This is a genomic window from Streptomyces sp. CC0208 (assembly GCF_003443735.1).
Classification (GTDB): domain Bacteria; phylum Actinomycetota; class Actinomycetes; order Streptomycetales; family Streptomycetaceae; genus Streptomyces; species Streptomyces sviceus.
Genome location: NZ_CP031969.1, coordinates 1,137,086 through 1,155,986, shown reverse-complemented (window position 1 = coordinate 1,155,986; position 18,901 = coordinate 1,137,086). Strand labels below are relative to the sequence as shown.

Sequence of the window (18,901 nt, the reverse complement as noted above, 5' to 3'; positions counted from 1 at the left end):
ATGGCCATGCCGCTGCGTCAGTCCATCAAGGTCGCTACATACTTGGCCGAACAGAAGCTCCGCAAGCGGGAGAAGTTCCCGTTGATCGTGGAGCTGGAGCCCCTCTTCGCGTGCAACCTCAAGTGCGAGGGCTGCGGCAAGATCCAGCATCCGGCGGGTGTGCTCAAGCAGCGCATGCCGGTGGCGCAGGCCGTCGGGGCGGTCCTTGAGTCCGGTGCGCCGATGGTCTCCATCGCCGGCGGCGAGCCGCTGATGCACCCTCAGATCGATGAGATCGTGCGGCAGTTGGTGGCGAAGAAGAAGTACGTCTTTCTCTGCACCAACGCCATGCTGCTGCGCAAGAAGATGGACAAGTTCAAGCCCTCTCCCTACTTCGCCTTCGCGGTGCACATCGACGGGCTGCGTGAGCGGCACGACGAGTCCGTGGCCAAGGAGGGTGTGTTCGACGAGGCCGTGGAGGCGATCAAGGAGGCCAAGAAGCGTGGCTTCCGGGTCACCACCAACTCGACCTTCTTCAACACCGACACCCCGCAGACCATCATCGAGGTGCTCAACTTCCTCAACGACGACCTCAAGGTCGACGAGATGATGATCTCGCCCGCCTACGCCTACGAGAAGGCACCCGACCAGGAGCACTTCCTGGGCGTGGAGCAGACCCGCGAGCTGTTCAAGAAGGCCTTCGCGGGCGGCAACCGCAAGAAGTGGCGGCTCAACCACTCCCCGCTCTTCCTGGACTTCCTGGAGGGCAAGGTCGACTTCCCGTGCACGGCCTGGGCGATCCCGAACTACTCCCTGTTCGGCTGGCAGCGGCCCTGCTACCTGATGAGCGACGGGTACGTGCCGACGTACCGCGAACTCATCGAGGAGACCGACTGGGACAAGTACGGCCGCGGCAAGGACCCGCGCTGCGCCAACTGCATGGCGCACTGCGGCTACGAGCCGACCGCCGTCCTCGCCACCATGGGCTCGCTCAAGGAGTCGCTGCGCGCCATGCGTGAGACGGTCTCCGGAAACCGCGAGTAGCGCCATGACCGCCATTCCCTTGGGCGTCCCCGAGGTACCGGTCCGGCCGATCGCCGAGCGGCGCGTGTCGCGGCAGATCCAGGTCGGACCGGTGGCGGTCGGGGGCGGGGCCCCGGTGTCGGTGCAGTCGATGACGACGACCCGTACGTCCGACATCGGCGCCACCCTCCAGCAGATCGCCGAACTCACCGCGTCCGGCTGCCAGATCGTCCGTGTCGCCTGTCCCACGCAGGACGACGCGGACGCCCTGGCGACCATCGCGCGCAAGTCGCAGATCCCGGTGATCGCGGACATCCACTTCCAGCCCAAGTACGTGTTCGCGGCGATCGAGGCGGGCTGTGCGGCCGTACGTGTCAATCCCGGCAACATCAAGCAGTTCGACGACAAGGTCAAGGAGATCGCGCGGGCCGCCAAGGACCACGGCACGCCGATCAGGATCGGGGTCAACGCCGGGTCGCTGGACCGGCGGCTGCTCCAGAAGTACGGCAGGGCGACTCCCGAGGCGCTGGTCGAATCGGCGCTGTGGGAAGCGTCGTTGTTCGAGGAGCACGGCTTCCGGGACATCAAGATCTCCGTCAAGCACAACGACCCCGTGGTGATGGTGGCCGCCTACCAGCAGCTCGCCGAGCAGTGCGACTACCCGCTGCACCTGGGAGTCACGGAGGCCGGGCCCGCCTTCCAGGGGACGATCAAGTCGGCGGTGGCCTTCGGGGCGCTGCTGAGCAGGGGCATCGGCGACACCATCCGGGTGTCGCTGTCCGCTCCGCCCGCCGAGGAGGTCAAGGTCGGCATCCAGATCCTGGAGGCGCTGAACCTGCGGCAACGCCGGCTGGAGATCGTCTCGTGCCCGTCCTGCGGGCGCGCGCAGGTGGACGTCTACAAGCTGGCGGACGAGGTCACAGCGGGTCTCGAAGGCATGGAAGTGCCTTTGCGGGTCGCGGTGATGGGGTGTGTGGTCAACGGTCCCGGCGAGGCGCGGGAGGCGGACCTGGGGGTCGCCTCCGGCAACGGCAAGGGGCAGATCTTCGTGAAGGGCGAGGTCGTCAAGACCGTCCCGGAGTCGAAGATCGTGGAGACCCTCATCGAGGAGGCGATGAAGATCGCCGAACAGATGGAGCAGGACGGCGTCGCGTCGGGGGAGCCGGCCGTCACCGTGAGTTGAACAGCACGGACCGAAGGGGGCCCGAGCGTGACCATTCTGGAGAACATCCGGGGACCACGCGACCTGAAGGCGCTGTCCGAGTCGGATCTCGGCGAACTGTCCGAGGAAATCAGGGAGTTCCTGGTGCACGCGGTCGCCAGGACCGGCGGACACCTCGGGCCCAACCTGGGGGTGGTGGAACTGACCATCGCACTCCACCGGGTCTTCGAGTCGCCGGTCGACCGCATCGTGTGGGACACCGGCCATCAGAGCTATGTGCACAAGATCCTGACAGGGCGTCAGGACTTCTCCAAGCTGCGCGGCAAGGGCGGTCTGTCCGGCTACCCCTCGCGCGAGGAGTCCGAGCACGACATCGTCGAGAACAGCCACGCGTCCACCGCGCTCGGCTGGGCCGACGGGCTCGCCAAGGCCCGCCAGGTGCAGGGCGAGAAGGGGCATGTCGTCGCGGTCATCGGCGACGGCGCGCTCACCGGCGGCATGGCCTGGGAGGCGCTGAACAACATCGCGGCCGCCAAGGACCGGCCGCTGATCATAGTCGTCAACGACAACGAGCGGTCGTACTCGCCGACCATCGGCGGCCTCGCCAACCACCTGGCCACCCTGCGCACGACCGACGGCTACGAGAAGGTGCTGGCCTGGGGCAAGGACGTACTCCTGAAGACCCCGGTGGTCGGCAACACCATCTACGAGTCCCTGCACGGCGCGAAGAAGGGCTTCAAGGACGCCTTCGCACCGCAGGGCATGTTCGAGGACCTCGGGCTGAAGTACGTCGGCCCGATCGACGGACACGACATCGGGGCCGTCGAGTCGGCGCTGCGGCGTGCGAAGCGTTTCCACGGGCCGGTGCTGGTCCACTGCCTCACCGAGAAGGGGCGCGGTTACGAGCCCGCGCTCGCCCACGAGGAGGACCACTTCCACACCGTCGGTGTGATGGACCCCCTCACCTGCGAGCCGCTCGCCCCGTCCAACGGGCCTTCCTGGACCTCGGTGTTCGGTGACGAGATCGTCGCGATCGGCCAGGAGCGGGAGGACGTCGTGGCGATCACGGCGGCCATGCTGCACCCGGTGGGGCTCGGGAAGTTCGCGGCGCGTTTCCCGGACCGGGTGTGGGACGTCGGCATCGCCGAGCAGCACGCGGCGGTGTCGGCGGCGGGTCTCGCCACGGGTGGGCTGCACCCGGTCGTCGCGGTGTACGCCACCTTCCTGAACCGGGCCTTCGACCAGCTCCTGATGGATGTCGCCCTGCACCGCTGCGGGGTCACGTTCGTCCTCGACCGGGCCGGGGTCACAGGGGTGGACGGGGCCTCGCACAACGGCATGTGGGACATGTCGATCCTCCAGGTCGTGCCCGGGCTGAGGATCGCCGCGCCCCGCGACGCCGACCAGCTGCGGGCGCAGCTGCGGGAGGCGGTCGCCGTGGACGACGCGCCCACGCTGGTGCGGTTCCCGAAGGAGTCGGTGGGGCCCGTGGTCCCGGCCCTGGACCACGTGGGCGGCATGGACGTGCTGCACCGTGGGGAGCGGCCCGAGGTGCTTCTCGTCGCCGTCGGCGTGATGGCGCCCGTCTGCCTCCAGGCCGCCGACCTGCTGGAAGCGCGCGGCGTCAACTGCACGGTCGTGGACCCCCGTTGGGTCAAGCCCGTCGATCCCGCCCTGCCGGGCCTCGCGGCGGAACACCGGCTGGTGGCCGTGGTCGAGGACAACAGCCGGGCCTCCGGAGTGGGCGCAGCCGTCGCGCTGGCGCTCGGGGACGCCGAAGTCGACGTGCCCGTACGGCGGTTCGGGATCCCGGAGCAGTTCCTCGCGCACGCCAAACGGGGCGAGGTGCTCGCCGACATCGGCCTCACTCCGGTCGAGGTGGCGGGACGGATCAGCGCGAGCCTGGCCGTGAAGGCACAGGCCGACGTCAAGGAGACTGCTGAATGAGCACGGAGTTCGACCTCGGCAGACTTCTGGCCGAGCGCGGAGCCGAGCGTTACGAGCTGCACGGCAGATATTTGAACCACCAGCTCCCGCGCATGCTGCACACCATCGGCTTCGACAAGGTCTACGAGCGTGGCGAGGGCGCCTACTTCTGGGACGCGGACGGCAACGACTACCTGGACATGCTCGCCGGGTTCGGGGTGATGGGCCTCGGGCGCCACCACCCCGTCGTCCGCAAGGCACTGCACGACGTCCTCGACGCCTCTCTCGCCGACCTCACCCGCTTCGACTGCCAGCCGCTGCCCGGGCTGCTGGCGGAGAAGCTGCTCATGTACAGCCCGCACCTGGACCGGGTGTTCTTCGGCAACAGCGGCACCGAGGCGGTGGAGACCGCGCTGAAGTTCGCCCGGTACGCGACCGGCAAGCCCCGCGTCCTCTACTGCGACCACGCCTTCCATGGGCTGACCACCGGGTCGCTGTCGGTCAACGGCGAGTCCGGTTTCCGGGACGGGTTCGCGCCCCTGCTGCCCGACACCGCCGTACCCCTCGGCGATCTCGACGCCCTGGCCCGGGAGTTGAAGAAGGGCGACGTAGCCGCCCTGGTCGTCGAGCCGATCCAGGGCAAGGGGGTGCACGAGCCGCCGCCCGGGTATCTGCGGTCCGCACAGGAGCTGCTGCGCAGGCACAAGGCGCTGCTCATCGCCGACGAGGTGCAGACCGGGCTCGGCCGGACCGGGGACTTCTACGCCTACCAGCACGAGGACGGGGTCGAGCCCGACCTGGTGTGCGTGGCCAAGGCGCTCTCCGGCGGCTATGTCCCGGTCGGCGCCACCCTCGGCAAGGACTGGATCTTCAAGAAGGTCTACTCGTCGATGGACCGGGTGCTGGTGCACTCGGCGAGCTTCGGATCCAACGCCCAGGCGATGGCGGCCGGACTCGCCGTCCTGTCGGTCATGGAGAACGAGCAGATCGTCGCGAACGCCCGCGCCACCGGTGACCTGCTGAAGTCCCGGCTCGCGGCACTGATCGACAAGTACGAGCTGTTGGCCGACGTACGAGGCCGGGGCCTGATGATCGGCATCGAGTTCGGCCGGCCGAAGTCGCTCAAGCTGCGCAGCCGCTGGACCATGCTCCAGGCCGCGCGCAAGGGACTGTTCGCGCAGATGGTCGTCGTCCCGCTGCTCCAGCGGCACCGGATCCTCACCCAGGTCTCCGGCGACCACCTGGAGGTCATCAAGCTCATCCCGCCGCTCGTCGTCGGGGAGAAGGAGGTGGACCGGTTCGTGGACGCCTTCACGGACGTCATGGACGACGCGCACAGCGGCGGCGGACTGATGTGGGACTTCGGAAAGACGCTGGTGAAGCAGGCGGTGGCCAACCGGTAACGGCCCCACCCAAGGGCTTTTGCCTCTGAGGCAAGAAATTTGCCGCGGAGGCAAAGCTCCGGCTCAATGGAGGTATGACCTCCCCGGAAGCCTTCACGGAGCTGCCCTCGGTGGCTCCCCAGCTTCGCGCCCTGCGCCGTCGCGCCTCCCTGACCCTGGAGGCGGCGGCCGGCGCCGCGGGGCTGTCCCCCGCCCATCTCTCCCGGCTGGAGACCGGACAGCGCCAGCCCTCGCTGCCGATGCTGCTCGCGCTCGCCCGTATCTACGGTACGACCGTCTCGGAACTGCTCGGCGAGAGGGCCGCCGACCGGGACGCCGTGCTGCGCTCCGCCGACATGGAACCGACCGTGGCGGGCGGCTGGACCTACTTCCAGGCGGGCGCGGCCGGCCGCGGCATGCAGGCCCTGCGCGTGCAGGTCCCGCACGGCTCCCAGGGCGACATCGTGCGGGTTCACCCCGGCGAGGAATGGCTGTACGTCCTCAAGGGGCGGCTCAGGCTCCGCCTCGGAGACGCCACGCACCGGCTCGGTCCGGGCGACAGCGCGCACTTCGACTCGCTGACCCCGCACCGCATCGCCGCCCAGGATCCCGACGGTGTCGAGCTCCTGTTCGTCCACACCCTGTTGCAGAGTCCCACGGCCACGCTGTGCCTGGGCCCCACCCCTGGAGAGACGCCATGAGTGACATGGAGGAGAAGTTCCCCCGCGCCCTGTGGGTGCGCCTGATCATCTACCTCGCGGTCGGCCACGTCTTCGCGGCCTTCATCTACTTCCTCTTCGAGGTGGGAGCCGGGCAGTAGCGGCCGTCCGGCTCAGTCGAGCAGGCGCTCCCGCAGCCGCTCACGGATCTCGGGAGTCAGGCCGAGGCCCTCGCGCAGATACGCCTCGACCCCGCCCCATGTCTCCTCGATGGTCTCGAAGGCCGCCTCCAGATACTCGGCACGCGCCTCGAACAGGGGGCTGAGCAGCTCCATGACCTCGGGGGAGTAGGCGTCGGCCGAGGTGCTGGTGCGGCGCACCTTGTAGCGGCGGTGCTTGGCGTTCGACTCCAGGTAGTCGGCGACGATCGCCTCGCGCTCCACCCCGAGGGCGAGCAGGGTCACGGCGACGGACAGGCCCGCGCGGTCCTTGCCGGCCGCGCAGTGCATGAGGGCGGGCGTGCTGTCCTCGGCGAGGGAGTGGAGCACCCGGGAGTGCTCGGCGGTGCGTTCCTTGATCATCGTGCGGTAGGAGTTCGTCATGCGCTCCGCGGCCTTGCCGTCGCCGAGGAGCTCGCGCAGCTGCTCGATGTCGCCGTCGCGGACCATCTTCCAGAACCAGGTGCCCTCGGCGGGGTCGCTCAGCGGCAGGTTCACATTGGTGACGCCCGGCAGGTCGACGTCGGGGCCCTCCAGCTTCTGGTCCGCCGCGTTGCGGAAGTCGAAGATCGTGTGCAGGCCGAGCGAGGCCAGGAAGGCCGCGTCCTCCGCGGTCGCGTGCGCGAGGTGACCGCTGCGGAACAGCATTCCGTACCGCACCCGCCGTCCGTCCGCCGTCGGCAGTCCGCCCACGTCACGGAAGTTGCGGACACCTGCCAGTTCGGGTTCGGTCGACGGGATCTGCTGCGTCACGGGGGCTCCTCCCAGCCGGGCCCCGTCAGCGCGGCTCGTCGACGGGGCACGCTCTCGACGATACGACATGGGTTCCTGGGGCAATGAGTTGTCCACAGGGCCTGGCAATGACTTGTCCACAGCCGTTGCGACCAGCACGGTTGGCCCCTGATGATGTTGGGGCCTGAGTGCACCTGTTGGCACCTGTTCGGATCTGTGAGGAAGCACCATGCTGGAGATCGCCGAGAACGGCCGTACGTGGATTCTGTCCGGGCCGGCCAGCAGTTACGCCCTGCACCTCACCGCCGAGGACGAGCTGCTGCACCTGCACTGGGGTCCGAGGATCGCCCTGGCCGACGCCGAGGCCCTCGCCGTACGTCCGCTGCCCGAGTACTGGCCCTTCGAGTCCCCGCTCGACGGCCGCGAGGAGTACCCCGTCGAGGGCGGTCCCCGCTTCACCCGCCCCGCCCTGTCCGTGCGCACCGAGGTGCGGCGCGGCACCGAGTGGAGCTTCGAGGCGTACGACACCGAGGGCGACGAACTGCGGCTGCGGTTCCGCGACGACGGGCTGACCATCACGCTGCACTACCGGATGCGCGATGACATCCTGGAGCGCTGGGTGACCCTGGACAACCAGGGGCAGGACCCGGTCGAGCTGCTGCGCGCCGACTCCGCCACCTGGACCCTGCCCGACCGCGAGGACGGCTGGCGGCTGTCCCAGCTGCACGGCCGCTGGGCCGCCGAGTCCCTGCTCACCCGGACCCCGCTCACCTACGGCGAGAAGGTCATCGGCAGCCGCCGCGGCCACACCGGCCACCAGCACCTGCCGTGGGTGGCGCTCGACACCGACGCCACCGAGGAGCGGGGCGAGGTCTACGGTGTCGCCCTCGGCTGGTCGGGGTCCTGGCGGATCGCCGTGGCCCAGCTGCCCGACGCGCGCGTGCAGATCACCGGCGGCGCCGGCTACGACGACTCGGGACTGCTGCGGCTGGCGGCCGGGGAGTCCTTCACGACCCCTGTCTTCGCCGGCCTCTGGAGCGACGGCGGCTTCGGCGCCGCGAGCCGTGCCTGGCACGCCTACCAGCGGGCGTACGTCATCCCGGACGCGGACCAGGACCGGCCTGTGCTGTTCAACTCCTGGGAGGCCACGAACTTCGACATCTCCGAGGAGCAGCAGCGCACCCTCGCCCGGCGGGCCGCGGCGATGGGCGTCGAGCTGTTCGTGGTCGACGACGGCTGGTTCGGTGCCCGCACCAGCGACCGGGCCGGACTCGGTGACTGGGCGCCCAACCCCGACCGCTTCCCCTCCGGCCTCAAGCCGCTCGGCGACTACGTGCGCGAGCTCGGCATGCAGTTCGGCATCTGGGTCGAGCCGGAGATGATCAACCCGGACAGCGAGCTGTACCGCGCCCACCCGGACTGGGTGCAGTACCAAGCGGGACGGAAGCGGACGGAGTTCCGCAATCAGCTCATACTCAACCTCGCGCGCGAGGACGTCCAGGAGTACCTGTGGGAGCAGCTCGACACCCTGCTCTCCTCGGCCCCGATCGACTATGTGAAGTGGGACTTCAACCGCTGCTTCACGGACGCGGGCTGGCCCGGCGAGCCCTATCCGCAGCGACTGTGGGTCGACCATGTGCGCGGCTTCTACGCCCTGTTGGACCGGTTGCGGGAAGCTCACCCGGGCGTGGCCTTCGAGTCCTGCTCGGGGGGCGGGGGCCGGATCGACCTCGGGGTGCTGAGCCGCACCGACCAGGTGTGGACCTCGGACAACACCGACCCGCTCGACCGGCTTGCCATCCAGGACGGCTTCAGCCAGATCCATCCCGCGCGCGTGATGGCCGCCTGGGTCACCGACAGTCCCAACACCCAGCTCAACGGCCGGGTGAGCTCGCTGCGGTTCCGGTTCGTGAGCGCGATGGCCGGGGTGCTCGGAGTAGGCGGGGACCTGGCGGAGTGGACCGAGGAGGAGCTCGCCGAAGCCGGTCGCTGGGTGAAGCTCTACAAGGAGATCAGGCCCCTGGTGCAGCATGGCGACCTCTACCGGCTGCGGCCTCCGCGGGGCGGACTGAGCGCGGTGCAGTACGTCCGCGGGGGCGAGACTGTCGTCCTCGCCTGGCTTCAGGCGCAGAAGTACGGCGAGCCCGTCCCCTCGCTGCGGCTGCGCGGGCTCGACCCGACAGCATCGTACGAATGCCCCGAAACGGGCGAAGTTCACCGAGGGGTCATATTGCTGCATCACGGACTTCGTACCGGTTTGCGCGGCGACCTCGATGCGACGGTTATCCGACTGCGTCGCATCTAGGGCTTCTGCCCGAATTGGCGGCTTCCTTCCAACTCCTTCCGGGATGGGGGTTCCTGTGAATTCGTGACGTGAGGAGCGTCATAACCGTGACGGTGTGTCGCCCGTCATGTTCACGTAATTCACAGGTTTACCAAGGGGGTTTGGGTGGGAGAAGGGTGTCCGATTCACGCAGGGTGACCGGTAATTCGCATAGGGGATCAAGAGAAACGCTTACCCGGGCAACCTCTCACTTGTCCCTTTGCGTCTTGCTCGTTTACGTTCGCCACCGATCCGGTCGGACGCCCAATCCTGCCGCCGAACGGATTCCCCACACCCACTGACCCGTGTACGGCAGGAGCGGGGGACCCACAGGTAGAACTGCCTGTTCCGGTCTCCGGAACAGGCTTGGGGTTTAGTCGCGTCTCGGCGCGGCCGGGCATCTCCAGCCCGCACCCGACAGCTCACCTCGCAGGCGCCGGAGAGGAATTCGTCATGCCCGCGAAGGGTAAGCACCGCCGCCCGAAGTCCCAGCGCTTCGCCCGCTCGATCGCCGTCGCCGGAACCGGGGGAGCCGCTCTCGCTCTCCCGCTCATGGGGGCCACCGGCGCACACGCCGCCACCTCGCAGTCCGTGTCGGAAAAGGCCGTTCAGTCGATTCCCGTCACGCAGAAGGCCGTTGAGAAGTCCGCCGAAAAGGCGGCCGCTAAGAAACACGCGGCAAAGACCTCGACCGTGCGCATCTATTCGGTGCGGGCCGGTGACTATCTCTCGAAGATCGCCGACGAACAGAACGTGAGCGGTGGCTGGAAGAGGCTCTACGCCGACAACCGCCAGGCCATTGGCGACGACCCGTCGTTGATCCACCCGGGTCTGAAGCTCTCGATCGGCAAGAAGGCCAAGGCGGCCACGACGAAGAGCGGGTCCTCCTCGTCGTCCGCGGCGAAGACCGAGAAGGCCGAGCCGAAGAAGTCGGCCTCGAAGGCTACGACTGCCACCCAGAGCTCCACCGCCAGCAGCTCCAGCGGCTTCACCCTCCCGGTCGACGGCGCCACCATCGGCACCGGCTACCGCGTCGCGGGCAGCATGTGGTCCAGCGGCTACCACACCGGCGTCGACTTCGTCGTCCCGACCGGCACCTCGCTCAAGGCCGTCGGCGCGGGCACGGTCGTCTCCGCGGGCTGGGGTGGCGCCTACGGCAACCAGGTCGTCATCAAGCTGGCCGACGGCTACTACGCGCAGTACGCGCACCTGTCCCAGCTCTCCGTCTCGGCCGGCCAGACCGTGACCGCGGGCCAGCAGATCGGCCTCTCCGGCGCGACCGGCAATGTGACCGGCCCGCACCTGCACTTCGAGATCCGCACCACGCCGGACTACGGCTCCGACGTGGACCCGGTCGCCTACCTCCGTTCGAAGGGCGTCGCCGTCGGCTGACGACCCCCCCTGTGCCACCGAAGGCCGGACCCCGATCCCCGGGTCCGGCCTTCGGTGTTTCCTCATGGTCATTTCGTGGCGGCCCTGTGGCGGGCGCGCACGCCGCTACGTCGGACAATCCGGTGTGCGGCCCCTGATCCACGACTTCGAGGTGTGGCGGTCGCAGCGTCAACACTCCTGATGAAAGGGCTATTCCTGGTTTGGCCAACACTTTAGGAGTGGCTTATCTCACCGACCGTCAAGCCCTTCCTACGGTCGCGTAGGTCACATTCGAAGGTGAATCATGAACTGCTGTGGCAGACGATTCGAAGAATGACAGCAGCTCAGTGATCGGGTCGTACGTGGCGGTGGGGGACAGCTTCACCGAGGGCGTCGGCGACCCCGGGCCCGACGGGGCATTCGTCGGCTGGGCCGACCGGTTCGCGGTACTTCTCGCGGACCGGCGGCCCGAGGGCGACTTCAGGTACAGCAATCTCGCCGTACGCGGGAAGCTGCTCGACCAGATCGTCGAGGACCAGCTTCCGCAGGCCGTCGAACTGGCACCGGACCTGGTGTCGTTCTGCGCCGGCGGCAACGACATCATCCGGCCCGGCACCGACCCCGACGAGGTCGCCGAACGCTTCGAGCGGGCCATCGCCCGGCTCACCCAGGCGTGCGGCACGGTCATGGTGACGACCGGCTTCGACACCCGTGGTGTGCCCGTGCTCAAGCATCTGCGCGGCAAGATCGCCACGTACAACGGACATGTGCGGGCCGTCGCCGACCGGTACGGATGCCCGGTGCTCGATCTGTGGTCCCTGAAGACCATCCAAGACCGGCGGGCCTGGGACAGTGACCGGCTGCACCTGTCTCCCGAGGGCCACACGCGTGTGGCCCTCCGTGCAGGACAGGTGCTGGGACTGGAGGTGCCGGCGGACCCGGACCAGCCCTGGCCGCCGCTTCCCCCTCGCGGGCCGCTGGACGTGCGGCGGGACGACGTGCACTGGGCGCGTGAGTTCCTGGTGCCGTGGATCGGACGCCGGCTGCGGGGGGAGTCCTCCGGGGACCATGTGACCGCCAAGGGTGTGCTGTCGCCGGACGACATCAAGACGCGGATCGCCACCGTGGCTTGAGCCGGAGGCGGTCCTGGGGCCGGTCGGGGTGGGTTTCGCCGGCGTCCGCGGTCGGGTCGTCCACCTGGGCGGCCCCGCTCGTGAGCCGCCGCTAGGCGGGACTCGTGCCCTCCAGCCCGAGTTCCCGCGCCAGGGCCTCGTCCACCCACTCCTGGGCCCGCGACCTGGCCACCGCGCCCGCGTAGGACGTCAGTTGGACCGCCAGGCCGTCCAGAAGGGCGGTGAGGCGCAGCGCGGTGGCCTCCGGCTCCGGGCAGCGGAACTCGCCCGCGGCCACGCCCTCCGCGATCACCTCGGTGAGCGCCGCCTTCCAGCGTCTGTCGAGGTCGCGGGTGACCTCCTGGAGGGCCGGTTCGCGCAGGGCCACCGCCCAGCCCTCGATCCACAGCCGCCAGCCCTTGGCCTGGCCCGTCGGGGCGTACCAGCGCACGGCCGACCGGAGCCTGCGCAGGGCGCTGGTGCGACGGCCGAGGAGTTTGCGCAGCCGGGCCAGGTCCTCCTCGGCGGCGTAGGTGAACGCGGCGGCGACCAGCTTCTCCTTCGTGGAGAAGTGATACAGCACCAGGGCGTTGCTCACCCCGAGCGCCGAGGCCACGTCGGCGATCCTGACGGCCGCCACGCCCCGCGCCTCGATCTGCTCGATGGCGGCCCGCAGCAGTTCCTCGCGCCGCTCGGCCACTGTCAACCGCACTCTCGCCACGGGCTCACCCTAATCCGTCCCCCGTGGGGCACCGCGCGACGGGCCAGGTCAGCGGTACTGGCCGAACCGCTCCGCGATCACCGGCAGCCGGTCGGCGACCAGCGCGTGCGCGGCGGCGCGCGGCGAGGTGCCGTCCGCCTCCGCGCGCGCCAGCAACTGCTCGACCAGGGCGCGCATGGAACGTCGTATGTGCGTGAAGGCCCCGTCCGCGTCCGAGCCGATGTCGCCGAAGAGGGTCCACCACCACCAGGCGTTCGTCCCGGAGTTGACCACGACGTCCGGCAGTACGGTCACCCCGCGCGCAGCCAGCAGCGCCTCCGCCGCGGGCAGGACCGGCATGTTGGCCGCCTCGACGATCCAACGGGCCCGGATCCGCTCCTGGTTGCCGGTGTCGATCGCGTACGAGACCGCCGCGGGCACGAGTACCTCCGCGTCGAGCGACAGCCAGGCCTCGCCGGGCAGTTCGCGGTCGGCGCGGCGCAGGGCCGAGCGGTCCACGGTGCCGTGGGCGTCCCGGGCGGTCAGCAGCGCCTCGACGTCCAGCCCCGCAGGGTTGAAGATCGTGCCCTTGATGTCGGCGACGGCCACGACCGTGAGCCCCGCGCGCGTGAGGAAGCGGGCGGTGGCCCCGCCCATGGTGCCAAGGCCCTGCACGGCCACGCGCGTGCCCGGGTACGGCACCCGGGCCGCGTCCAGAGCCGTGAGCGCCGACTCGGCCACCCCGCAGCCGCCCGCCAGCTCGTCGAGCCCGATGCCGTCCACCTCCACGGCGAACGCGTCCGCGAGCCGGCGCCGGGCCGCGGACTCGTCGTCGAGCAGCGGATAGACCGCCTGGATCGAGGAGACCAGGCCGGCCTCCGCGGCCGCCCGGTCCACCAGGTCCTGGCTGAGACCAAGGTCCTCGCCGGTCGTCCAGCAGCTCTCGACGTACGGCCGCACGGCACGCAGGTAGCGCACGAGCAGGCCGTACGCCTCCGGGTCCCGGGGGTCGCAGTCGATGCCGCCCTTGGCCCCGCCCAGCGGGACGTACCGCGCCGCGGGGTCGTAGTGCAGGGCCTCCTTCATGGTCATGCCGCGGGCCAGCCCGGCGACCTCGTCCAGCGTGCAGCCCGGGCGCATCCGCAGACCGCCGCTGGCGACACCCCGCACCAACCGGTCGACGACCAGGAAGCCCTGGCGGCCGGTGACGTGGTCGGTCCAGGTGAGCGACAACAAGGGGGTGGTCACGCGGGCTCCGGGGTGGGCGGACGGCTACTGAACGAGGAGTCAGTATTGGTATCCGGGTACGCCGTGTCAACGTGATCCGCTGCCACGGCGTCCTTCTCCGTGTAACCGGGCAGACCCCGGCGCTGTCAGAGGGGCGGACCATAATGGGTGCCTCAGCGACTCCCCATGGAGGTACCGTGACCGGCTTCCGTCCCTTGAGCTCCGGGCTCCGCGCGCTGCAGCCCGCGGCCTTCGGCGCGGACCCGAGCGGTGAGCGCATGGCGCGCATCCGCAGATCCCCCCACTTCGCGAACGGTGTCTTCCAGAACCCCGGCGGTACGGCCCGGACCCGTCCCGACGGTTCGGCGATCGACCTCGCCAAGGCCTTCTTCGACAGCGACGGCCGCCTGCAGCGGGCTCCCGAAGGCCGGATCCCGGTACATCCCACGACGCTCGCCGACCTCTCCAAGCCCCCTGTCACCGGTCTGCGGCTGACCTGGATGGGCCACTCCAGCGTGCTCGCCGAGATCGACGGGCGGCGGGTGCTGTTCGACCCCGTCTGGGGTGAGCGGTGCTCCCCCTTCCCCTTCGCCGGGCCCAAGCGGCTGCACCCCGTGCCGCTGCCGCTCGCCGCGCTCGGCCCGGTCGATGTGGTCGTCATCTCCCACGACCACTACGACCACCTGGACATGCCCACGATCAAGGAACTGGCCGGGACGGACACCGTCTTCGCCGTCCCGCTCGGGGTGGGGGCCCATCTCGAGCACTGGGGAGTCTCCGCGGACCGACTGCGCGAGCTGGACTGGCACGAGTCGACCCAGGTCGCCGGGCTGACCCTGACGGCCACCCCGGCCCGGCACTTCTGCGGACGGGGACTGCGCAACACCCAGCACACGCTGTGGGCGTCCTGGATCGTCGCCGGCGGGGAGCACCGGATCTACCACAGCGGTGACACCGGGTACTTCGACGGGTTCAAGGACATCGGCGCGGCCTTCGGGCCCTTCGACGCCACGATGATCCAGCTCGGCGCCTACTCGGAGTTCTGGCCCGACATCCACATGACGCCCGAAGAGGCGGTGCGGTCCCATCTGGACCTCCAGGGCGGGGATGCGGCGGAAGGGGTGCTGCTGCCGATCCACTGGGGCACGTTCAACCTCGCGACGCATCCCTGGGTGGAGCCCGCGGAGCGGACGATGCTGCTGTCCCGCAAGGCCGGGGTCGCCATGGCCACCCCGCGGCCGGGGGAGCCGTTCGAGCCGGGTGCGGCGCCTGTGGTCGATCCCTGGTGGCGGGGGGTGGCGAGGGCGCCGGTCGGAGGATGGGCCGAGTTGCCCACGGTTGTGGAGGACCGGGAGCCGGTGGCTGAGCTGTGACGTGAGGTTGGTGCCCGCACCGGTGCCGGCACCGGTGCGGGCTGTCGAGAAGGTCGTGCCAGGGATTGCGCGGGCTTGCGCAGTGCGCTGGTCGGGGTCGGCCGCCGCCGGCAGGAGCACGGTGACGTCCGTGACCGTCCCGGCCTCGGGGCCCCGGGCCGGCAACCGGCCGCACTGCGCCATGTCCGGTGCGGACGGGATACGGCCAGGCGAGGACGGGATACGGCCAGGCCACGGCCGTATCCCCACGACGTAGTCGAAGGACGGTGGATCGCGCAGCGAGCCGCTGGTGTTCCTGCCGCCTGCCGTGGCCAGCGGCCGCGTCCCGTGGGCAGCGCTGCGCCCGGTTCGCGCGCTGCGGGAAAGCGGTGGGGGTGGCGCCGAAGACGGGGCCGCCGTATGCGAACACCCATGCCGGGCTCGGGACGTCGTCTTGCCGGGGCTGATGGTCCCGGCTGCCCGGAGGGTGCGGGCGGACGGGGTGACGGTCCACTCATGTGTGGGGGACGCCGGCGAGTCGTGGCCCGGTGGGCGCAGCGGTCCGACACCGCGGCGGGCCGACACAGTCAGTGACGATGCGGAAGGCTTGGGCCAAGGCTCTGGAGGGGTGTCGGGGAGCCTGCCGCACCCCTAGGACGGGCCCTCGCGGCGATCGAGGTGCGCGTACGGCCTGCGCCCTCGCGGGTCGTGCGTGACCGGTTCTGACCAGGGGTGATCGGTATTCACTCGTTCGGGTAAGGCGGGCCGGTCGGCTTGTCGGTCTGTCGTGCGAGTCCTCATACCAGAGCGGGACGCTCCGCGGAGGAGTTTGTCAACTGCCGCTCGCACATGATGCGTTGGCGACTACTGTGAGTGTCCGCCGGGCGACGAGGGGTTGAAGTCTTCGGTTCTCTCGACCGGTACGCCATGACGCATGCCCACGGCGAACAGCCGAGGCGCGGGGAGGAGGGAGGCGACGCGCCGGTGACCGACGACCATGCCGCCGCGCGAGCCGCCCGGCAACCCGCCCCGAAGCCCGTGGGGGCACGCGCCGGAGCCCGCCGACCCGGGCCGGCCGGCCCGGAGCCCTCCGGCCCACAGGACCGACGGACCAGTACAAGGACACCGATGTCTCACCTCCGCGCACCGGCCGCACGCGCAGACCGCCGTGAGGGCGGGCGGCACGGGCGGCCGGTCGCCCGCCCCGCCCCCTCGCTGCCCGAGACGCACATACGGCCGCAACTGCTGCGGCTGGCCGTGCTGCCGCCGATCGCGGTCGCCCTCAGCGGCTGCGCGGCCGTCCTGTTCACCGTTCGCTCCACCGGGGCACAACCCGGCCTCATCCTGTGGGGTGTTCTGGCCGGCGCGGTCTCGGTCACCTTCGCAGGCATCGCCATCGCCGCCGTGGCGGCCGACCGTGCCGCGACATCGGTGAGCGACCGCGTGGGCGCGTTGCGCCGCAGCAGCGCGCGCCGCGAGGCCGACCTGCGGGCCCTGGTCGACGGGCTGCGCCGCGGCGAGGTTCCGCCCGCTCGCGGCCCGGGCACCGGTCCGCCCGAGAACGCCGACGACTTCGACCTGCTCGCCGCCGACCTGGCTCGCGCCCACGACGGGGCCGTCACCGCCGTCGTCCAGGCCGCCCAGCTCTCCAGCCAGGCCGGCAGCGAACAGAAACTGGAGGTCTTCGTCAACCTGGCGCGGCGCCTTCAGTCGCTCGTGCACCGGGAGATCTCGATCCTCGACGAGCTGGAGAACGAGATCGAGGACCCCGACCTGCTCAAGGGGCTCTTCCACGTCGACCACCTCGCCACCCGGATCCGCCGGCACGCCGAGAACCTCGCCGTTCTCGGCGGCGCCGTCTCGCGTCGGCAGTGGAGCAACCCCGTCTCGATGACCGAGGTGCTGCGCTCCGCCATCGCCGAGGTCGAGCAGTACTCGCGGGTCAAACTCGTGCCGCCGATCGACGGCACACTGCGCGGGCACGCCGTCGCCGACGTCATCCATCTGCTCGCCGAACTGGTCGAGAACGCCACGGTGTTCTCGGCGCCGCACACCCAAGTGCTGCTCCGCGCCAACCTCGTGACCTCCGGGCTCGCCGTCGAGGTGGAGGACCGAGGGCTCGGCATGCCGGTCGCCGAACAGCACCGGATGAACGCCCTGTTGGCGGACCCGGACCAGGTCAATGTCGCGAGCCTGCTGGCGGACGGGCGCATCGGGCTGTTCGTGGTCTCGCAACTCGCGAAGCGGCACGGGATCCATGTCCGGCTCCAGACCAACATCTACGGCGGCGTCCAGGCGGTCCTCGTCGTGCCGCAGGCGCTGCTGGGTTCGGCGCCGGGAGCGGTCGGTGCGCGGCCGCCGGAGGCCACGGGGGCGGCCGTGTCCCCGCAGGGCCCCGGTCATCCGAGGCCGGGGCACGAGGCACGGCACCGGGGAGCGTCCGCGGAGCCGCGTCCCGGGGCCGACCCCCAGCGGCGGGAGGCCCGGGGCACGGAGCCCGGCCTCAACGGCAGCGCGGCGCCGACGCCGCAGGGCGGCGCAGCGGTGCCGCAGGGCGCCCGGCACGGACGTGCCGGCCATGGGCCGGGACTGAACGGGAGTAGCCGCGCGCCCGGCGGAGGCGTACCGGCCGGCAACGGGGCCGCGCCGGACGGCGGCGGGGTCGCTCCGAGCGGTGGGGGGCATGCGCCCGGCGGTGAGCCTCCGCCCAGTGGCGGCTGGCGCTTCCTGAACGGCGCTTCGGGGGCACCGGGCACCGGCGGGAGCGTTCCGAACGAGGGCGATCACGCGCCCGGTGAGGGCGGGCTTGACGAGTCCGCCGGGTCTGACGGGTCTTCGCCGGACGGCGGTGGAAACACGCCGGGTGGCGCCAGCCAGGCGTCCGGCGGTGACTCACCGGCCCGCGGCAGCGACGTCCACCTGAACGGTGGCTCGGCCGTACCGGGTGGTGGCGGGAGCGTGCCGAACGGCGGTGGAGCGCGCTCCGGGCGTCCCGCGCCGCTGCCCGTGCGCGGGGCGCGTGGGTCGCGGCCCACTCCCGCCGACGCCGTGCCCGGGATCAGGCCCGACGACCGGCGGCTGGTCGCCGAGCACGTGACCGGGCCCCCCACCCCGCGTACCGGGACCGTGCGCGGCACCATGGGCAAGCCCCAACTGCCCCGGCGCCGCGCCCAGGAGCACATCGCGCCCCAACTACGCGGCGGACCGGCGCCCCGGCAGGAAGCCGAATACCTGGCCGGCCACGACCCGGGACTGATGGCGGCCTTCCAGCGCGGGATCAGCCTCGCCGAGGCCCAGCACCACCTGGAGCCGGAGGGCGGCGAACCGACCACGTCACTGCCGTTGCCGTTGCCGTCGCCGCGGATGGAGGCCGGCCCCATGGGCTCGGTCCAGCCGGCCCAGCCCGACCACCCGGAAGCGGCGCCGACAGGCCGTACGCAGAGGGGCGCCGCCTACACGGGTGCGCCCACCACCGACACCGGTATCCCGGTATCCGCCTCTTCGGAGCCCCGCCCCGCCCCGTCCCCCCATCCGTCCGCCCATCCGTCCGCCTCCTTCGACTTCGATTTCGATTTCGACCTGGACGCGAGCCACACGGAGGCCGCACCCACGACCGACGCCGCCGCCCTTGACGCAACCCCCATGGAGCGGCCCCACATAGCCGAGGCGCACGGCCTCGATCACGACCGCACCACCCCCCGGCACGACGGGAGCGCACCCGCCGGATGACCACCC

General features: G+C 70.7%; 14 protein-coding genes and 1 riboswitch. Of the genes, 11 read left to right on the top strand and 3 right to left on the bottom strand.

Annotated features, from left to right (window positions below; translation table 11 throughout):
• From hpnH to D1369_RS05360, 6 genes are all read left to right on the top strand, one after another.
• Positions 1–1,023, top strand: a complete 1,023-nt coding sequence (gene hpnH / locus D1369_RS05385; protein ID WP_007386169.1) for an adenosyl-hopene transferase HpnH — start codon at positions 1–3, stop codon at positions 1,021–1,023.
• Positions 1,024–1,027: 4 nt separating this feature from the next.
• Positions 1,028–2,185, top strand: a complete 1,158-nt coding sequence (gene ispG / locus D1369_RS05380) for a flavodoxin-dependent (E)-4-hydroxy-3-methylbut-2-enyl-diphosphate synthase (RefSeq protein WP_007386170.1) — start codon at positions 1,028–1,030, stop codon at positions 2,183–2,185.
• A 27-nt stretch (positions 2,186–2,212) separates the two neighbouring features.
• Positions 2,213–4,111 (top strand): 1-deoxy-D-xylulose-5-phosphate synthase, encoded by a 1,899-nt coding sequence (gene dxs, locus D1369_RS05375; RefSeq protein WP_007386171.1) that lies wholly within the window; start codon positions 2,213–2,215, stop codon positions 4,109–4,111.
• Positions 4,108–5,493, top strand: a complete 1,386-nt coding sequence (locus D1369_RS05370; protein WP_007386172.1) for an aspartate aminotransferase family protein — start codon at positions 4,108–4,110, stop codon at positions 5,491–5,493. Before dxs ends, D1369_RS05370 begins: the two co-directional genes overlap by 4 nt.
• A 74-nt stretch (positions 5,494–5,567) precedes the next feature.
• Complete coding sequence (locus D1369_RS05365) at positions 5,568–6,173, top strand: XRE family transcriptional regulator (protein ID WP_007386173.1); 606 nt, start codon at positions 5,568–5,570, stop codon at positions 6,171–6,173.
• Entirely contained in the window at positions 6,170–6,292 is a 123-nt protein-coding gene (locus D1369_RS05360) for a DUF6126 family protein (RefSeq protein WP_037716072.1), read from the top strand. Before D1369_RS05365 ends, D1369_RS05360 begins: the two co-directional genes overlap by 4 nt.
• A gap of 12 nt (positions 6,293–6,304) precedes the next feature.
• On the opposite strand, the gene D1369_RS05355 is transcribed toward D1369_RS05360, so the two are convergent.
• Positions 6,305–7,102 (bottom strand): tyrosine-protein phosphatase, encoded by a 798-nt coding sequence (locus D1369_RS05355; RefSeq protein WP_037902107.1) that lies wholly within the window; start codon positions 7,100–7,102, stop codon positions 6,305–6,307.
• Between the two features lie 208 nt (positions 7,103–7,310).
• On the opposite strand from D1369_RS05355, the gene D1369_RS05350 reads away from it, so the two are divergent.
• The 3 genes from D1369_RS05350 (at position 7,311) to D1369_RS05340 (ending at position 11,908) form a co-directional block, all read left to right on the top strand.
• Complete coding sequence (locus D1369_RS05350) at positions 7,311–9,386, top strand: alpha-galactosidase (protein WP_007386176.1); 2,076 nt, start codon at positions 7,311–7,313, stop codon at positions 9,384–9,386.
• 304 nt (positions 9,387–9,690) lie between these two features.
• Positions 9,691–9,853: riboswitch (cyclic di-AMP (ydaO/yuaA leader) on the top strand.
• Positions 9,854–9,857: 4 nt separating this feature from the next.
• The gene (locus D1369_RS05345; RefSeq protein ID WP_007386177.1) at positions 9,858–10,796 is read left to right on the top strand and encodes a LysM peptidoglycan-binding domain-containing M23 family metallopeptidase; all 939 of its coding nucleotides are present in this window, start codon (positions 9,858–9,860) and stop codon (positions 10,794–10,796) included.
• Positions 10,797–11,122: 326 nt separating this feature from the next.
• The gene (locus D1369_RS05340; RefSeq protein ID WP_007386178.1) at positions 11,123–11,908 is read left to right on the top strand and encodes an SGNH/GDSL hydrolase family protein; all 786 of its coding nucleotides are present in this window, start codon (positions 11,123–11,125) and stop codon (positions 11,906–11,908) included.
• A gap of 91 nt (positions 11,909–11,999) precedes the next feature.
• Here D1369_RS05340 and D1369_RS05335 read toward each other — a convergent pair whose 3' ends face one another.
• Together D1369_RS05335 and D1369_RS05330 are read right to left on the bottom strand one after the other, a co-directional pair.
• Positions 12,000–12,608: a TetR/AcrR family transcriptional regulator gene (locus tag D1369_RS05335; protein ID WP_205574458.1), complete on the bottom strand. Its 609-nt coding sequence runs from the start codon at positions 12,606–12,608 to the stop codon at positions 12,000–12,002.
• 48 nt (positions 12,609–12,656) lie between these two features.
• Positions 12,657–13,835, bottom strand: a complete 1,179-nt coding sequence (locus tag D1369_RS05330) for a Glu/Leu/Phe/Val dehydrogenase dimerization domain-containing protein (RefSeq protein WP_007386180.1) — start codon at positions 13,833–13,835, stop codon at positions 12,657–12,659.
• A gap of 176 nt (positions 13,836–14,011) precedes the next feature.
• Between D1369_RS05330 and D1369_RS05325 the strand changes: the two genes are divergently transcribed.
• Together D1369_RS05325 and D1369_RS05315 are read left to right on the top strand one after the other, a co-directional pair.
• Positions 14,012–15,187, top strand: coding sequence for an MBL fold metallo-hydrolase (locus tag D1369_RS05325; RefSeq protein WP_118082298.1), 1,176 nt, complete (start codon positions 14,012–14,014; stop codon positions 15,185–15,187).
• Between the two features lie 1,107 nt (positions 15,188–16,294).
• Entirely contained in the window at positions 16,295–18,895 is a 2,601-nt protein-coding gene (locus D1369_RS05315) for an ATP-binding protein (RefSeq protein WP_118082297.1), read from the top strand.
• Positions 18,896–18,901: the final 6 nt, after the last annotated feature.

Coding starts and splice junctions, on each gene's coding strand:
- hpnH (WP_007386169.1), top strand. CDS start 1: ATGGCCATGCCGCTGCGTCAGTCCATCAAGGTCGCTACATACTTGGCC.
- ispG (WP_007386170.1), top strand. CDS start 1,028: ATGACCGCCATTCCCTTGGGCGTCCCCGAGGTACCGGTCCGGCCGATC.
- D1369_RS05370 (WP_007386172.1), top strand. CDS start 4,108: ATGAGCACGGAGTTCGACCTCGGCAGACTTCTGGCCGAGCGCGGAGCC.
- D1369_RS05365 (WP_007386173.1), top strand. CDS start 5,568: ATGACCTCCCCGGAAGCCTTCACGGAGCTGCCCTCGGTGGCTCCCCAG.
- D1369_RS05360 (WP_037716072.1), top strand. CDS start 6,170: ATGAGTGACATGGAGGAGAAGTTCCCCCGCGCCCTGTGGGTGCGCCTG.
- D1369_RS05350 (WP_007386176.1), top strand. CDS start 7,311: ATGCTGGAGATCGCCGAGAACGGCCGTACGTGGATTCTGTCCGGGCCG.
- D1369_RS05345 (WP_007386177.1), top strand. CDS start 9,858: ATGCCCGCGAAGGGTAAGCACCGCCGCCCGAAGTCCCAGCGCTTCGCC.
- D1369_RS05315 (WP_118082297.1), top strand. CDS start 16,295: ATGTCTCACCTCCGCGCACCGGCCGCACGCGCAGACCGCCGTGAGGGC.